Genomic DNA, 15,942 nt, shown 5'->3' with positions numbered 1-15,942 from the left:
GTAAGTCACTCCTCGATGTTTGTAACCTCTTTTTCTTTTAAGCTTGTTATTGCACTTTCGACAGAACGAATAATTCCTCCATATCCCGTACACCGACATAAATTCCCAGAGAGTGCCTCCTGTATCTCATGTTTATTCGGAGTGGAATTTGAATCCAGCAATGCCTTGACCGCCATAATCATCCCTGGTGTACAATACCCGCATTGAAAACCGCCCTCTTCCAAGAATGCCTTCTGAATGGGATGACATACACCCTCTCCTAAACCTTCAATGGTAGTTATGGACGCTTGGTTTGCCTGATAGGCCATGACCAAACAAGAGTTAACCAGTTGACCATCCATTTGAACAGAACATGCCCCGCAACGGCCTATTTCACAAGACATTTTGGTACCTGGTAGTCCTAAGTCTTCTCGTAAAATATCTAACAACCTGGCTGCAGGCGCCACCTGTAATTGATGAAGGACACCATTGACGGTAAGAGTAAGTTCGATCTTAGGAGTAGAAGTCGTTTTTTCTATACTCTGGATGACTTTTTTCATATCCACGGTTTCCTCTCTCCAAAACTGGCAGATTTTAATATGATTTCAGGAGAAACAGGTAATTTATTTACCCAACAACCTGCTGCATCATAAATCGCTCTTGCAATCGCAGGAGCAACCGCAACCGTTCCAATTTCCCCTACACCTCTAGGGCCAAACAGATCGCCTTCAGCCAATTGATCTATCGCTTCAACCTTTGTCTTGTAAGGAACATCACAAATAGTGGGAATAAAATAGGTATCAAAATTGTCGGTTACATAAATCCCCTTCTCCATAATGGCTTCCTCCATCAACGTATAACCTAACGCCATCACACCTCCGCCTTCAATTTGCCCTAAATACCCCAATGGACTCACAATAGGCCCCGCTGCCACTGCTTGATCGATCGCGTATACCTTCACTTGACCTGTTAAAACATCCACTTCAACCTGAGCCATAACAGCCGCAAAGGCGTACAAATAATGGCTTCCACCTACGCTTGCATCAGGACTCGTCGGAAAGTTAAACGAAGTATGAACATTAATCGAACCGCCGCTTGGCATTTGCTTTGCCAGTTCACTAAAAGTAATGAAAGGTTCTGAAGCATCCATATTTTCGATCAGCCAGATTCCCCCCCGTCCCATTCGGAGCTGATCAGCAGGGATCCCAGTCAACAGCTGCGATAGCTCTAGAATTTGCTTCCGAAAAGAACCCTTCATTCTTTGCAGTGCCTGCCATACCATACTGGTTGATCTTGAGGCAGTAGAGGAGCCGCTGATAGGTACCAGAGCTGTATCACCTATAACAATTTGAATATCTTTCTCTGTACACTCGAATTCTTCTATTAATAAGGTTTCAATTACTGCAAGAAGACCTTGACCACATTCTTCAAAGCCAAAGGCCGCTTCAATTTTTCCTGACTTTGTAAAAGAAAGACGTCCGCCAGAAGGATCCAAACGGTCAATCCCAAGTCCTCCTCCATGCATCGTGAGGGCCATCCCAGTTCCTCTCACTTTCCATTGATCCGTCTTTTCCTGTTTCCACCCTTTTGCTTTTTCAGCATGTAAACGTTCAATCGCTTGAAGGACATCCAACGCTCCACTAGTCGGAGCTATTTTTTGTCCTAATGGACCAGGATCATCTGGCTTCCTTAAATTCTTCCTTCGAAAAAGAAGCGGGTCCATATTCAACTTGTCTGCCAGCCGGTCCATTTGTCCTTCTAAGGCAAAGGTAATCTGGTTTCCACCAAATCCTCGGAATTCCCCTGCTACTCCATTATTTGTAAAAACAGATAAACCCTCAATATCTATATGGGGGATGATATATGGACCTGGTGCATGTTCCACCGCAAAGTCCAAAACTGCTGGACCTAATGTGGCATAGGCCCCTGTATCGGCGATAATTTTCACCTTGTGTGCAAGGATATTCCCCTCCGTATCAACTCCCGTTTTCATCGTAATTTTCATTGGATGTCGTTTAATGCCTGCTTTTACCGATTCCTTTCTGCTGTTATGAAGTTTAACAGGGCAGTCTGCAGCTAAAGCTAGCAAGGCCCCATACGGTTGAATATTTAATTCATCCTTTCCTCCAAAGGATCCGCCCATTGGACTCGAAACAATACGGATATCTGCTTCAGACATATCTAGAATTCTTGCTAATTGAAAACGGTCCTTAAAACCATGCTGGGTACCTACATATACCGTTAATTTCCCGTCCGGTTCCGGAACAATGACACCGCCTTCCGTTTCCATATAAGCATGCATTTGTCTAGGCAGCTCATAGGTTTCCTCGACCACAATGGCACATGTTTGAAAGGCCGTTTCGGCATCACCTTTTTTAAAATGGGGGTGATGTAGAATGTTTCCTCCTGGATGGAGAAGCGGAGCATCCGGTTGAAGGGCTTTTTCGGGACTATCAACGACTGGAAGTTTCTTGTATTCCACCTTAATTAAATGTAAGGCCTGTTCAGCAATCTCCTCTGTATCTGCTGCGACAGCTGCAAGAGCATCCCCTACATAGCGCACACGGTCCTTACAAAGAACGGGCTGGTCAGGAAAAATAAGTCCAAAGCCGTTCAAACCCGGAACGTCCCGATAAGTTACAACAGCCCTTACACCTGGAAGCTTCTTTGCCTCTTCAACCGAGATGGATACAATCTCTGCATGCGGCTCCAGGCTTCTTAACACTTTACCGTACAGCATGTTAGGAAAAGATAAATCTGTGAGGTATATCATTCTGCCGGTCACTTTTTCGGGACCATCAGGACGTACCCTCCTTTTCCTATCTGAAAGGCTAGTTTGGTTTGACATAAGACCCCTTCCTTTTCTAACCAGCAAAGCTAGCAATCTTTGAAACAATCATATTGGCAGCTACTGTTTTTTTATAATCTGCCGTTGTAAACGGATCTGTTGTCGTATGAAACTCTTCTCTTATTGCTTGAAAAAGAGTGGTTAATAATTCGTTAGACAAGGTCAGTCCTTCTACTAACTTTTCACAGCAAGATAATCTTTGATATGGTGTTGTCCCCCCTCCTGCCACAAGACGGATGTATTCAACCTCGTTTTGTGAGTTGAGTTTACAACAGCCGGAGATTGTTACAATACTAGGGGTAAATGCCTCTCTAAACCCAAGCTTTTTATAAAAATATCTTTTTTGGCCAAGTATTCTATTTTCAGGAACATAAATGGCGGTAAGAATGGTGCCGCCAGATTGACCTATACAATCTGATAAACTTTTAATTTCAGTTTTACCTCCATCATATAAGGAAAGAGAAGCATCGAGCGCTATAAGGGCAGGAATTAAATCGCCAAATCCACCTGCAATATTGCCTCCAATCGTTGCCCGATTACGTACAGCCGGGGCTGCGATAGTTCTAATAGCCTCTTCTATTAAGGGGATATTTTTTAAAAGTGAAGGGTCATCCTTGCATGCAGCTAGTGTGGTTAAAGCACCAATACGGGTACTAGCTTCTCCGTTATGATTGTTTTTTTCACAGCCTCGCATTTCGTTAATCTTTTCCAAGCTGATTAAATGGCGGGGACATTCAAACCCTTTTTGCCACTGTGTCTGAAGGAGCGTGCCTCCCGCGACAAAACAGGCATTTAAACCTAATCGTTGTTTTAATTCCCATGCTTCGGCAAGATTAGCCGGAAGCCAAACTGACGGTGAGTCCAACATCGCCGCACCCTGCCTAATCATAACTTGACCAGCTCCTTTCCCTCGCCATTGCCTTTTCGGGCTTCTTTAGACGTTGTCTCTGGATTAATTCTGCTACAATACTAATAGCAATCTCTTCCGGACCTTCCGCGCCTATTGGCAATCCAACCGGGCTCGTAATCTCAGGAGGTATTTCCCTCCCATCAAACAAACGCTTTGTCCTTGCTTTTGATCCAAGTACACCCAAGTACCTTAACTTGTGTCCTTTTAAAAGATGTAACAATTCCCGGTCCCTTTGAAAATGGTGTGTAAGGATAATGACGGAGTCTATGCTTGATAAGGAAAGCATCGACATCACTTCACTTGGAAAACCCATGAATAATTGATCTGCATCCGGAAAAAATTTTTCTTTACATAATGCTGGGCGCCAATCAGAGACAAGGACTGAAAATCCTGCCTGCGAAGCCATACTAACTAATGGAACCGCATCTCTGCCAGCTCCAAAGACAATGAGCCGCGGCTTAGGTTCAAAGCAATGAAGATATAAATCAGCTGATAATTCCTGAGAAAAAGTAATCCCGCTTTTTGGTAATGATTGGTGTATACAATTTAATAAGCTTTTTATTTGCAAGGATAGTCTTCCATGCCATTTTCCGAACAGCTGCTGTTCATCTGTCATAAACAAATAATCAGAGACCGAGTAGTCTTTAGATAATTTTTTTATCATCGTCACTCGCCTGCCGCTATCAAGATGGAACTTTAATTTACAGAGGTGCTCACGAAGACAGGCATCTATAGGTTCCAAAAGCACACTGATTACACCATTGCAGCCTGCTCCCTGACCCCATGACAGATCATCTTCGTCCCTTAAATCATAAACAATTGTTTTTGTATTTCTCTGGTTTATGACATCCTGAACATGATAAGACAAGTCCTTCTCAAGACAGCCAGCACTTAGAAGACCTATTTGCGTTCCATCACCTCGGAACAGCATGGAAGTACCCTCTTTTCGATAAGCTGATCCTTCTACGCGGATGATTGTAGCAAGAACATCATCAGTAACAGACCCATAGATAACGTCCAAAATCTCATGTATCCCGTCCATACAAAGCCTCCCTTTACTTTTAACCTTTATGTTTCGATAGACCTCCTAAAAAATCCATATATTCTCTCTCTATTTTTCGGCCCGGTTGGAGCGGTGAGATTATGTAACTAAGGATAATGTTAAAGTTTCTATCATCAGCTTTTTACTAATGATATCCAAAAGGGGAAATAGCTTCTACATTGGTGTCATATAATCTAACATAAAAATTTAATAATCATTTAAAATGCCAGATGAAGAGGAATTTTATTCTTTTAAATGATTGGGAATATTTCTAACGAGAGTCATATTGAAAAAGTCTGTAAGATATCCTTACAACAAAGGAGAAAATATGAGTATGTTATAGAATAATATATCTCAAGTTTAAAGGGGAAATTGTTGCTTTTCTCCTTTATTTAGAAGGCACAATCACAAAGAGACAAACGTTTAATATAAAGTAAGATAGGAGAGTGTTTATGTCAGAAGAGAAATTTATGGAGGAAGCGATTGATGAGGCCCTAACAAATGTGATGACTCGTCATGGAGGTCCATTTGGGGCAATTATTGTAAAAGATGGAAAGATCATTGGAAGAGGTCGGAATGAAGTGACTGCCTCAAACGATCCCACAGCTCATGCCGAAGTGCAGGCAATTCGTGAAGCCTGCCAAAATTTAAAAAGCTTTCAGCTTGAGAACTGTGAAATCTATACGAGTTGTGAACCCTGCCCAATGTGCATTGGCGCGATTTATTGGGCTCGGCCAAAGGCTGTTTATTATGCATGCACGAAAGAAGACGCTGCGAAAATTGGCTTCGATGATCAATTTATTTATGAACAACTCGCCTTACCAAAGGAATATCGCCAGATTCCAATGAAACAAATCTTTCCTGACAATGGCGACCTGCCGTTTAAAACCTGGGAAAAATCACAAGATAAAGTTGAATATTAATTTACAAAAGAGGATGTTGACTATGGAGGAAAATCAACTAGAAAGAAGAATCTCGGTGGCATCTGGAAAAGTGCCTGCAGATACTGTCATTAAGAATGGAAAAATAATTGATGTCTTTAACGGTGAAATAATTGAGGGTGACATCGCCATTGTAGATGGTTTTTTCGCAGGAATTGGAGAGTATAAAGGAAGAAACATGATTGATGCAGCCGGTCAATACGTATGCCCTGCGTTTATTGATGGGCATGTCCATATTGAGTCCTCCACAGTAACGGCCAGGGAATTCGCTAAGGTCAGCCTCTTACATGGAGTAACTACTGTCATTGCTGACCCACACGAAATTGCAAATGTCTCTGGGGTGACAGGGATTCAATATATGCTGGATTCCTCAGAAAACCTACCCTTTGACTTTTACTTTATGCTCCCCTCCTGCGTGCCTGCAACAGCCTTTGAACATGCTGGTGCTACATTGCTTGCCGAAGATTTAAAGCCTTTATATAAACATCCGCGTGTACTTGGATTGGCTGAGGTAATGAATTATCCAGCGGTAGTTAATGCTGACCAAGATATGTTAAAAAAATTATCTGATAGCAAGGAGCTCGGCAAAAAAATTGATGGTCATGCAGCCGGCCTAAAGGCAATTGATTTAAACGTTTATATGTCCGCCGGAATCCGAACAGATCACGAGAGTACAACCGCCGGGGAAGCAAAGGAGCGGCTTCTTAGGGGCATGTATTTGATGATTCGCGAGGGTACAGTTGCTAAAGACTTGCTTCAGCTGCTTCCTGTCGTCAATGAACGCAATTCCCGTCGCTGTCTTTTTGTAACAGATGATAAACATTTGGATGATCTTGTTCACGAAGGCAGTATTGATCATAATGTCCGTCTAGCGATAGCCTCCGGGCTTTCTCCTCTCATTGCGATTCAAATGGCATCGATTAATACCGCGGAATGTTTTGGGCTAGATGATAAAGGAGCCATTGCCCCCGGGTATAAAGCGGACTTTATTCTTTTTAACAACCTGGAAACCATTCAAATAACGGATGTATATAAAGATGGGCTTGCTGTTGTCAAGGATGGTGTGCTTTTGGAGGAAATGAGCATGAAAAGTCCCCCTGTATCTGAAAAGATATGTGAATCCGTTTGTTTCCATAAGCTGACAGAAAACAGTTTTAACATTTCTCTTAAAGACTGTAAGGCGAATATTATTGAAATTATCCCTAACAGCCTAGTAACCACCCATGTCGTCGAGCAGGTGGAAACATGTGATCAAGGGTTATTTCAGCCATCTATAACAAATGACCAATTAAAATTAGCTGTCATTGAACGCCATCATATGAGAGGAGAGATGGGCTTAGGGATCGTAAAAGGATTAGGATTGAGAACAGGTGCGATCGCTACCACAATAGCCCATGATTCTCACAATCTCATTATTGCAGGGACTAACAACCCGGATATGGTTCTAGCTGCAAACACGATTAAAGAGATGCAAGGCGGGATGGTTGTAGTGGATCAAGGGCAAGTAATCGCCGCTTTAGAGCTATCTATCGCCGGACTAATGTCTGATCGTCCTTATCAGGAAGTGTACAACAAGCTAAACGAGATCCATCTTGCTCTAAAGATGTTAGGAGCAAGCGACCTCTTTAATCCATTTTTAACACTTTCCTTTTTGTCATTGCCGGTCATTCCGGAATTAAAGCTGACAGATCAGGGCTTATTCCAAGTTTCAACTTTTAATCATATTAAGATCGATGCATAAGGATAGAATGAAAGCCAGTTTTCTAATAAAACTGGCTTTTTCGTTTATTTTATATTATAAAGCAATCGATTTCTGATTATTAATTACCTTTTTACTATAATAGCGCTCGACAAAATGTCCATTTAACGAGGCAAGTACTTGCTGGAAAAGCATAGCAACGACAACCGGAACGGCCACCGCCGCTGGAAAAAAGGAAACCGCTAAAACAGCTCCGGCACTTATATTTCTCATCCCGCCTGTAAACGTCAAAGTGATAACCGTCCCCTGTCTTCTTTTCATCAATCGGCCAATGAAGAAAGAAAACAAATACCCTGTTAAGGCAATGAAAAAGACCACTAGAATGATACTAACAAGTTTAAGATTAAAATTTTTCAAATACGGGGCGACAACGGCTCCATTCAGCATCACAACAATACCTAGACAAATTTTTGAAAAAGGAGCTAAGTTTGGACCCCACTGTTCTTTTACTTTTCCCTTAGTCATTTGGTTTAAAGTCATTCCAATTAATGACGGGATGACAACCATCCCTAACATTCCCTTCATAATACTAATGGTATCCATTTCCACCTTTTGACCGATAAACAATGAAAGGGTCAATGGAACAATGAACGGGGACAAAAGGGTATCTATTAATATAATCGATAGCACCAAAGGGATATTCCCTTTATAGATCGAAACCCAAATAAAACTCGTCACACCAGTTGGTATGACCATACCGAGAACCAGTCCAGTAATCGTGTAAACATCACCTGAAAAAGCAACATGACCAACACCCCAAGCCCAGAGCGGCATAAGGACATGTAAAATCATCATTGCTAGAAATATAGGAAATGGATGTACAATGACATCCTTTAATGATTTAAAATTTGAACTTAAACTTCCTTCAAAGGTCATAAAAGCAAAGAACCACGGAATTAAATAAGAAAAATCCTTTATATAAGTGCTTAGCAGAACGCCTAATATTACACTAACTGGAGTAATAAGAGGCATAATTTTGACAAGTCGTTTATTTAAACTTTGCAGCATATCATTCTCTCCTCCCTAACAAAGAATACCATATTTTCTTTTGCAAGGAATGAAAAAACTTCGTGAATCGAAAATAATATTTATTAGGTTTGCATTCACCAAAGATATTAATGTCTTGGCGCCCAAAGGATAACCGTTACACCAATCAAACAGATCACCGCACCGATCCAATCGTATAAATCAGGCGTCTTTTTATCAACTCCCCATCCCCATAATAAAGCAAGAATAATAAAGACTCCCCCGTAAGCCGCATATACCCTGCCAAATGAGGGGAATTTTTGAAATGTAGGGATAATCCCGTATACGACTAATACCAATCCACCCAGAATTCCAAACCAAAATGGCTTGCCCTCACGAAGCCACTGCCAAATTAAGTACCCCCCGCCAATTTCAGCTAGTCCAGCGAGAATAAATAATATAATGGCTTGATTCATAATAATCACTTCCCTCAAATGACTCTCATCAGTTAATTCTAGTCCAAATTCATTTATAAATAAAATAAATCCGTCAGGGGACTTACTATTCATGTGGTCAATTAGTTAATATCAACCAGGTTCATCCTGCCCCTTAAGGAACAAAAGACCCTTTTTTTTCATACCGTATAATGCCCTGTGTTTTGATTATGGAAGGAGAGAAAGCATGTACTTCAACCCTTTTTATCAACCGGCTATTCCTCCCCATCAGTTTTATCGACCCTATACAATAAATGCTCCAATCCTACGTTCGTATCCACCTGTCGATATAAAGATATTTGAAATGTCCGTCAAAACCTTTCGGCTGTTAATGGCTCAAGGGAGCATTCTTTTAGACCGGCTTGGGGATGTTCAATTTGCCCGTAAAATAATGAGTGCAGCACAGCAAGGAAAACAGGTCGAAGTTGACCAGTTAATTAAAACCATCGGCTTAAAGGTTCCTGTGATCACCAAATTTACTCCTACCGGTGTCAATTTCACCCTCGCCACCCATCCTGCCCAATTGGTGTCGCTTAATTGCTGTACTTTATCCATTACAATGAAATGGGGGCAATAGTTCTAATTTATAAACCCCACTACATCTTGCTGACGTTTGAATCAAAAGCGTCAGCTTTTCTTCTTTACGTCTTATACAAGCACAAATCGAATATGATAAAAAACACATCGAAGATTTCACACTATTTTTATCAGGCATTTGGGTGTAAAATGTAATTTGTGTTTTTAATAAGTTAATAGAGAAGGTGTAAATAGATTTGGAGGAAAAATCTTATAAATATCAAGAACAATCACTGTTCAGTATATCCTGGCCGCTTTTTATCGAACTCTCATTACATATGGGAATTGGGATCATTGCGACCTTTATGCTTGGCCATTACTCGGATTCAGCTGCTGCCGGTGTAGGGGTTGCCAATCAGCTATTAAATATATTCATCCTCGTTTTTAACGTGACTTCCATCGGGGGGACTGTTTTAATCAGCCAAAACATCGGTGCCGGCCGCTTGAAATATGCTAGACAGTTATCACGGACCGTATTTGGACTGAACGTTTGGTTTGGCATCATCGTGTCAGCCATCGTTTTCTGTTTTGGCGAACAGCTTTTACAATTATTCGATATCAATGGAAAGGTATTTGAGTACGGATTAACCTTTCTAAGGATATGCGGTATTTCCCTCTTTTTTGAATCTATCTCCCTTGCCCTAAGCGCCATCTTGCGGAGTCATGGTTATACAAAAGAATCAATGATTGTCACGATTATGACTGATTTTATCAGTATTATTGGAAATATCATTGCTATTACTGAGATTTTTGGTTTCCCGGTTACAGGAGTAACAGGAGTATCATGGGCCATTGTCATTGCACGTGCCTTTGCTATAATCGCCTTAATTTATTTTGTCTATAACCGGCTGGCTTTAAATCTGAATATTAAAGATGTTATAAGTGCTAAAAAAGAAGATATTAAAGGGCTGTTAGGGATTGGGATTCCTTCCGCCGGCGAGAATCTCTCCTATCAGTTTTCACAGCTGATTATTACCAGCTTTGTCGTCTCTATGGGGACAGCTTCCCTTGCTGCACGTGTGTATATTTTAAATATTAACTATATCTGTTTTCTATTTACGTTTGCGATTGCCCAAGGAACGCAGCTATTAGTCGCACGATACATTGGCGGCGGACAGTATGACAAGGCTTTAAAGCGCGGTATACGTACATTAAAAATAGCTATGACTGCCTCAACCTTAACGTCCTTGATCATTGCTATGATTGGTTCACCTATTTTAGAAACATTTACAAAGAACCCTGAAATTATCGCAGTCGGTCTCCCTGTTTTATGGGCGATTGTCTTCGTGGAGCCAGGCAGGGCTATGAATATAGTTTTGATGAATTCTCTCAAATCCGCTGGTGATGTTCGTTTCCCAGTGTTCATCGGTATCTTGTCAATGTGGGGCATTGCTGTTTCACTCAGCTACCTGCTTGGAGTCCATTATGAACTAGGATTATTAGGTGTTTGGCTTGCTCAAGGAGCAGACGAATGGCTGCGTGGTTGCTTCGCCCTAAAACGCTGGTTAATGAAACCATGGGAGCGCCGAGTAACAGCCAAGGCACAGGTTTCAATATAAATAAAAAAAGTGGCAATCAGTTAAAAAAACTGACTGCCACTTTTTTTATTTATAAGGTATTCTTCCATTTGATCGGCAGGTATCGGCTTACTGAATAGGTAGCCCTGGCCAATATTGCATTTATTATTTCTTAAAAAGAATAGCTGTTCCTTTGTCTCGATGCCTTCAGCAATCACAGTAAAATTCATATTTAAGCCCATATCAATAATTGTTTTTACCATAATCCCTTGATTTGAATGGTATAGAATATCATCAACAAAGGACTTATCAATCTTAATTTTATCAATCGGTAAATGTTTTAAATAGCTTAAAGAAGAATAGCCTGTTCCAAAATCATCGATGGAAAGAAGAATCCCCCGCTCTTTTAACTGATTTAGAATAATAATGGAATTCTCTAAGTTTTGCATAATACTTTCAGTGATTTCTAACTCCAATTGAACTCCTTCAAGACCTGTCTCATCCAAAACCATTGCAATATAGTGCATCAGATTTTCATCCTCAAATTGACGGACCGATACATTAACAGCAATCGGTACATGGCTCGGAAGTCCGGCTTTCTCCCATCGTTTCCTTTGGCGGCAGACTTCAGCAATTACCCATTTCCCTATCGGAACAATAAGGCCTGTTTCTTCCGCAAGCGGGATAAATTCTCCAGGAGAAATAAGTCCATGTACTGGGTCCTCCCAGCGTATTAATGCTTCAATACCAACTAGCTCTCCTGTCTCTAAAGATACTTGCGGTTGATAATGAAGCGTAAATTGTTTATGATCTAAAGCCTTTCTTAAACCATTTTCAAGCTCCATTTTTCTAACGGAAATGCCATTTAAATTAGATGAGTAGAATTGAAAATTGTTTTTTCCACGTTCTTTTGCTTGATACATAGCTGTATCTGCATTCTTAATTAAGGTTTCCTCATCTAATCCGTCTGTTGGATAGAGGCTGATTCCTATACTTGGGGTAACGAAGAATTCTTGATTATTAACAACTAATGGCTTAGAAAACTCAATTAAGATGTGCTGGGCTATTTCTGCTGCTTTTTCTCGATCACCATTTTCTAATAGTATGATAAACTCATCCCCGCCCTGCCTGGATACTAACCCTTCTTTTTCAATTACTATTTTTAGGCGTTCTGCTGTTTCCTTAAGAATAAGATCCCCAACCGTATGACCTTTTGTATCATTAATTATTTTAAATCTGTCTAAATCAATGAATAATACAGCTAACATTTTACTTTCTTCTATTTGATTTAATATTTGGTTCAGATATAGCCGGAACCGATTTCGATTCGGCAATCCCGTTAATGTATCATGGTATGCCATATTTCTAATCGTTCTCTCTGATAGTTTTCGTTCCGTAATATCCCGTCCAACCACCTGTACCGCAAACCTGCCTTCATAATAGATAGGAGCAGAGGCAAGTTCAACTTCGATGGTCTCTCCATTTAATTGTTTTAACTGAAATTCAAGCCTGACTTCCTGGTCACGTAATTTAGCTCCCCTAATTTTAAAGGCTTCCACAATTTCTTTTGGCACAAACTCTAATAATGATTTACCAATCAATTCCTTAGGATGCTTAGCTCCAACCAGTCTGCAGCCTGCTTCATTTATATATTCAATTGTATCCTGACTTACAACGGCAATGATGTCTGGTGACATTTCGACTAGAGTACGATAACGATCTTCACTTTCTTTTCGATCGGTTATATCAAATAAGACACTATTAAAATAAATAAAATCTCCATTGTTATCAAGACTTGGAAATCCTCTGTCCAGGATCCAGCGGACCTCTCCATCAGGGCGGATAATCCGATATTCACTAGTAACAGTTTCCCCTCTTGCCAGCCTGTTTGCTCTCTCATTAAGAAGACATACATCATCTTGATGAATGACCTTTTTCCACAGATCTAAATCTTTATAAAAATCTTTATAGGTATAACCATAGAGCTTCTCAATCCCTGGGGTAATTAACAGAGTATCAGTTTTCAAATCATGGGACCAAATAGCAACATCCAATGTATCGAATATGTTTTTTAATTTCAGTTGATTTTGCATAGATTCTTCATCTTTTTTTCTCATTTCCTTGAGGGTTAAGATGATGAGGGGAAGTGTGATCATTAATGTTAGAATAGAAGCAAACCTAATGAATGGAACAGATGGGAAAAAGAGAGAAACAGCCAATTCTAGCAAAATCATAATGAAGAACAAACTATAAATAATCTTTAATAGTAGTTGAATGTTAATCCTTGGTCTTACCATGTAAATTCTCCCTCATATGCTAGAAAATAATGAATCTAAAAGATCAAGCTCTCCATGCTTCCTGGACCGCCCGTAAACCACTCTCGCCTGAAGTGGAAATCAACAGTCTATTCAACGTAGCTTATTTTTAAAATAACAAAAATCGACATACTTAACAATCGGCGTTTCTTCCCATTGTAAGCGAATTTATCATTTCTAAAAATGGTTAATAACACGGATGTTCAAATTTCTGTAAAAACATTTCGAACAAACTTTGAACTTATCCCTATTGCCATGTTTTTAAGATAAAAAAGGAATATAGTAGAAGCATAAAGAACAAACAAAAATGAAAGAAGGAATCATTTATGTTTAACAAATTTTTAAGAGAGAATAAAGCTGCCTCAGTTATTTTAGCTGTTTTACGTTTATATCTTGGCTACTCTTGGATTACAGCAGGGATTGGAAAATTATCCAGCGGTGGATTTGATGCTTCTGGCTTCTTAAAAGGAGCCATCGCAAACCCAGTTAAAGGCCCAGACGGTGCAGTCGTCTTTGGCTGGTACGTGGACTTCTTAAAACACATTGCCTTACCAAACGTGGATATTTTTAACGTCATCGTTCCTTTGGGTGAAACATTAATCGGATTAGGCTTAATCCTAGGATGCTTAACAACAACTGCCATGTTCTTTGGTCTAGTCATGAACTTCTCTTTCTTCTTAGCAGGAACTGTATCTCACAACCCTAGGGACATCTTCTTAGGATTTATCATCTTAACTGCTGGCTACAACGCTGGTAGAATCGGATTAGACCGTTGGGTGGTACCTTTCTTCAAAAGAGTAGGAAACAAGAATACTGTAATTGAAAAAGCAAAAGCAAGAGCCTAATAACAATCAGACAAAAGACGATTCGAAAATTCGAATCGTCTTTTAAAATTTATTTACTTTAACATGTAGACCCTTGTTTCATAAGGCTTTAAAGTAAACTCTCTTCTTAATTTCCTATCTGCAGCCTCATAATTATTTAATACCAGTTCAGAAGCAGTAAAGGTAACATTTGTTGGAACTTTGAATCTTGTTGATTTTTCTCTAAAATTATTAATCACTAAAGCCTTGCGTCCTCCAAGACGGCGAGTGTAAACAAATAAATGCTTATGATTCGGCAATAGCAATTCATATGTTCCGTAGACAAACAGTGGATTTTCTTTACGTAACCGAATCAACTTTTTATAAAAGGATAGAATAGAATCAGGATCATTTAATTGTGACTCGACATTAATTTCTTTAAAATTTGGATTTACTCCCAGCCATGTTCGATTCGCTGTGGTGAATCCCCCTTTATTGGAAGTATCCCATTGCATTGGAGTCCGGGCATTGTCTCGGCACTGTTTCCAAATGATCTCCATAATTTCATCATGGGAGCGTCCCTTTTCCGTTTCAACTTTGTAATAATTAACCATTCCAACATCATCATAATCTTCAATCGATGGGAACTTGACATTGGTCATCCCAATTTCCTGGCCTTGATAAATAAACGGTGTACCCTGCATAAGAAAGTATAACGCGCCCAGCATTTTGGCACTTTCTTTCCAAAGCTTCTGGTCATTTCCCCAACTTGATACGCGGCGGGGCTGGTCATGGTTTTCAATAAATAAGGCGTTCCACCCCTTGCCTTCTAACCCTTTTTGCCATTTGGTTAAATTCTTCTTTAATGCACGTACATCGACGCGGTCATCTGCGTCTTTATCCCAAAGACCCAAAAACTCAAATTGGAAGATCATATTGAAATAGCCGTTATCTTCACCGACCCATTTATCAGCATCATCCAGCCCGACACCGTTTGCTTCTCCTACAGTCATAATGTCGTAGTTTTTAATCGTTTTTTGCGAGAATTCGGTTAGAAATTCATCAATTCCGTCCACGTTCATCATCTTTGGAAAGCAAGGTACAAAATCCAGGTCCTCAGGGTTTGGCATGTCGTGGAAGCCCGGTTCCTTTTTAATATGGGAAATGGCATCAACACGGAAGCCATCGATTCCCTTATCAAGCCACCAATTTACCATGTCGTATAGTGCATCCCTTACCTCTGGATTTTCCCAGTTTAAGTCGGGCTGACGGGTTGAGAAAATATGCATAAAATATTGGTCCGTCGAAGAGTCATACTTCCAAGCAGGGCCGCTGAAAATCGACTCCCAATTATTCGGTTCTTTTCCTTCCTTGCCGTCACTCCAGATGTACCAATCACGTTTTGGGTTATCCTTTGAGGAACGCGATTCGATGAACCAAGGATGTGCGTCACTTGTATGATTAATGACCAAATCCAATATTAATTTCATCCCGCGTTGATGTACACCCTCAAGAAGTGCATCAAAATCTTCCATCGTTCCAAACTCGGTCATGATATCCTGATAATCGGAAATATCATAACCGTTGTCATCGTTGGGAGATTTGAACATGGGAGATAACCAAATGACGTCGATTCCCAAGTCTTTTAAGTAATCCAATTTGGAAGTAACACCTTTTAGGTCCCCAATGCCGTCACCATTACTATCCATAAAGCTTCTTGGGTATACCTGATAGGCAACACTTTCTTTCCACCATTTTTTATTCATATGGCACCTCTGATTCTAAGATGTTG

The 15,942-nt window shown here is 40.3% G+C and carries 13 protein-coding genes; 5 read left to right on the top strand and 8 right to left on the bottom strand.

Annotated elements, in window-relative coordinates; genetic code table 11:
• Positions 1–5: 5 nt before the first annotated feature.
• From CVD27_RS16360 to CVD27_RS16345, 4 genes are read right to left on the bottom strand one after another with little or no spacing between them, the layout of a single operon-like run.
• A complete protein-coding gene (locus CVD27_RS16360; protein ID WP_101649000.1) occupies positions 6–539 on the bottom strand; it encodes a (2Fe-2S)-binding protein in 534 nt (177 codons plus the stop codon).
• Positions 536–2,827 (bottom strand): xanthine dehydrogenase subunit D, encoded by a 2,292-nt coding sequence (gene pucD / locus CVD27_RS16355; RefSeq protein ID WP_101648959.1) that lies wholly within the window; start codon positions 2,825–2,827, stop codon positions 536–538. The genes CVD27_RS16360 and pucD overlap by 4 nt, the downstream gene beginning before the upstream one ends.
• Before the next feature lie 16 nt (positions 2,828–2,843).
• Positions 2,844–3,716: an FAD binding domain-containing protein gene (locus CVD27_RS16350; protein ID WP_101648958.1), complete on the bottom strand. Its 873-nt coding sequence runs from the start codon at positions 3,714–3,716 to the stop codon at positions 2,844–2,846.
• Positions 3,709–4,779, bottom strand: coding sequence for an XdhC family protein (locus tag CVD27_RS16345; RefSeq protein WP_101648957.1), 1,071 nt, complete (start codon positions 4,777–4,779; stop codon positions 3,709–3,711). The genes CVD27_RS16350 and CVD27_RS16345 overlap by 8 nt, the downstream gene beginning before the upstream one ends.
• A 452-nt stretch (positions 4,780–5,231) precedes the next feature.
• Here CVD27_RS16345 and CVD27_RS16340 point away from each other — a divergent pair, with 452 nt between their 5' ends.
• Both CVD27_RS16340 and ade read left to right on the top strand, forming a co-directional pair.
• Positions 5,232–5,702 carry a nucleoside deaminase gene (locus CVD27_RS16340; protein ID WP_101648956.1) on the top strand — a complete coding sequence of 157 codons (471 nt, stop codon included), beginning with the start codon at positions 5,232–5,234 and terminating at the stop codon, positions 5,700–5,702.
• A 22-nt stretch (positions 5,703–5,724) separates the two neighbouring features.
• Positions 5,725–7,461: an adenine deaminase gene (gene ade / locus CVD27_RS16335; RefSeq protein WP_101648955.1), complete on the top strand. Its 1,737-nt coding sequence runs from the start codon at positions 5,725–5,727 to the stop codon at positions 7,459–7,461.
• Positions 7,462–7,515: 54 nt separating this feature from the next.
• Here the strand turns inward: ade and CVD27_RS16330 are convergent, their stop codons facing one another.
• A complete protein-coding gene (locus CVD27_RS16330) occupies positions 7,516–8,487 on the bottom strand; it encodes a bile acid:sodium symporter family protein (RefSeq protein ID WP_101648954.1) in 972 nt (323 codons plus the stop codon).
• 107 nt (positions 8,488–8,594) lie between these two features.
• A complete protein-coding gene (locus CVD27_RS16325; protein ID WP_180960322.1) occupies positions 8,595–8,921 on the bottom strand; it encodes a YnfA family protein in 327 nt (108 codons plus the stop codon).
• Positions 8,922–9,126: 205 nt separating this feature from the next.
• Between CVD27_RS16325 and CVD27_RS16320 the strand changes: the two genes are divergently transcribed.
• A complete protein-coding gene (locus CVD27_RS16320) occupies positions 9,127–9,516 on the top strand; it encodes a hypothetical protein (RefSeq protein WP_101648953.1) in 390 nt (129 codons plus the stop codon).
• Positions 9,517–9,712: 196 nt separating this feature from the next.
• Positions 9,713–11,074: an MATE family efflux transporter gene (locus CVD27_RS16315; protein ID WP_101648952.1), complete on the top strand. Its 1,362-nt coding sequence runs from the start codon at positions 9,713–9,715 to the stop codon at positions 11,072–11,074.
• Between the two features lie 20 nt (positions 11,075–11,094).
• Here CVD27_RS16315 and CVD27_RS16310 read toward each other — a convergent pair whose 3' ends face one another.
• Positions 11,095–13,329 (bottom strand): bifunctional diguanylate cyclase/phosphodiesterase, encoded by a 2,235-nt coding sequence (locus CVD27_RS16310; protein WP_101648951.1) that lies wholly within the window; start codon positions 13,327–13,329, stop codon positions 11,095–11,097.
• A gap of 344 nt (positions 13,330–13,673) precedes the next feature.
• Between CVD27_RS16310 and CVD27_RS16305 the strand changes: the two genes are divergently transcribed.
• Positions 13,674–14,192, top strand: coding sequence for a DoxX family membrane protein (locus CVD27_RS16305; protein WP_101648950.1), 519 nt, complete (start codon positions 13,674–13,676; stop codon positions 14,190–14,192).
• Positions 14,193–14,245: 53 nt separating this feature from the next.
• Here CVD27_RS16305 and CVD27_RS16300 read toward each other — a convergent pair whose 3' ends face one another.
• Positions 14,246–15,916 (bottom strand): glycoside hydrolase family 13 protein, encoded by a 1,671-nt coding sequence (locus CVD27_RS16300; protein ID WP_101648949.1) that lies wholly within the window; start codon positions 15,914–15,916, stop codon positions 14,246–14,248.
• Between the last annotated feature and the right edge of the window lie 26 nt (positions 15,917–15,942).

Source organism: Neobacillus cucumis (assembly GCF_002860255.1).
Classification (GTDB): domain Bacteria; phylum Bacillota; class Bacilli; order Bacillales; family Cytobacillaceae; genus Neobacillus; species Neobacillus cucumis_A.
This window is presented reverse-complemented; position numbering and strand designations above follow the sequence as displayed.

Coding starts and splice junctions, on each gene's coding strand:
- pucD (WP_101648959.1), bottom strand. CDS start 2,827: ATGTCAAACCAAACTAGCCTTTCAGATAGGAAAAGGAGGGTACGTCCT.
- CVD27_RS16345 (WP_101648957.1), bottom strand. CDS start 4,779: ATGGACGGGATACATGAGATTTTGGACGTTATCTATGGGTCTGTTACT.
- CVD27_RS16360 (WP_101649000.1), bottom strand. CDS start 539: ATGAAAAAAGTCATCCAGAGTATAGAAAAAACGACTTCTACTCCTAAG.
- CVD27_RS16310 (WP_101648951.1), bottom strand. CDS start 13,329: ATGGTAAGACCAAGGATTAACATTCAACTACTATTAAAGATTATTTAT.
- CVD27_RS16305 (WP_101648950.1), top strand. CDS start 13,674: ATGTTTAACAAATTTTTAAGAGAGAATAAAGCTGCCTCAGTTATTTTA.
- CVD27_RS16350 (WP_101648958.1), bottom strand. CDS start 3,716: ATGATTAGGCAGGGTGCGGCGATGTTGGACTCACCGTCAGTTTGGCTT.
- CVD27_RS16325 (WP_180960322.1), bottom strand. CDS start 8,921: ATGAATCAAGCCATTATATTATTTATTCTCGCTGGACTAGCTGAAATT.
- ade (WP_101648955.1), top strand. CDS start 5,725: ATGGAGGAAAATCAACTAGAAAGAAGAATCTCGGTGGCATCTGGAAAA.
- CVD27_RS16320 (WP_101648953.1), top strand. CDS start 9,127: ATGTACTTCAACCCTTTTTATCAACCGGCTATTCCTCCCCATCAGTTT.
- CVD27_RS16340 (WP_101648956.1), top strand. CDS start 5,232: ATGTCAGAAGAGAAATTTATGGAGGAAGCGATTGATGAGGCCCTAACA.
- CVD27_RS16330 (WP_101648954.1), bottom strand. CDS start 8,487: ATGCTGCAAAGTTTAAATAAACGACTTGTCAAAATTATGCCTCTTATT.
- CVD27_RS16300 (WP_101648949.1), bottom strand. CDS start 15,916: ATGAATAAAAAATGGTGGAAAGAAAGTGTTGCCTATCAGGTATACCCA.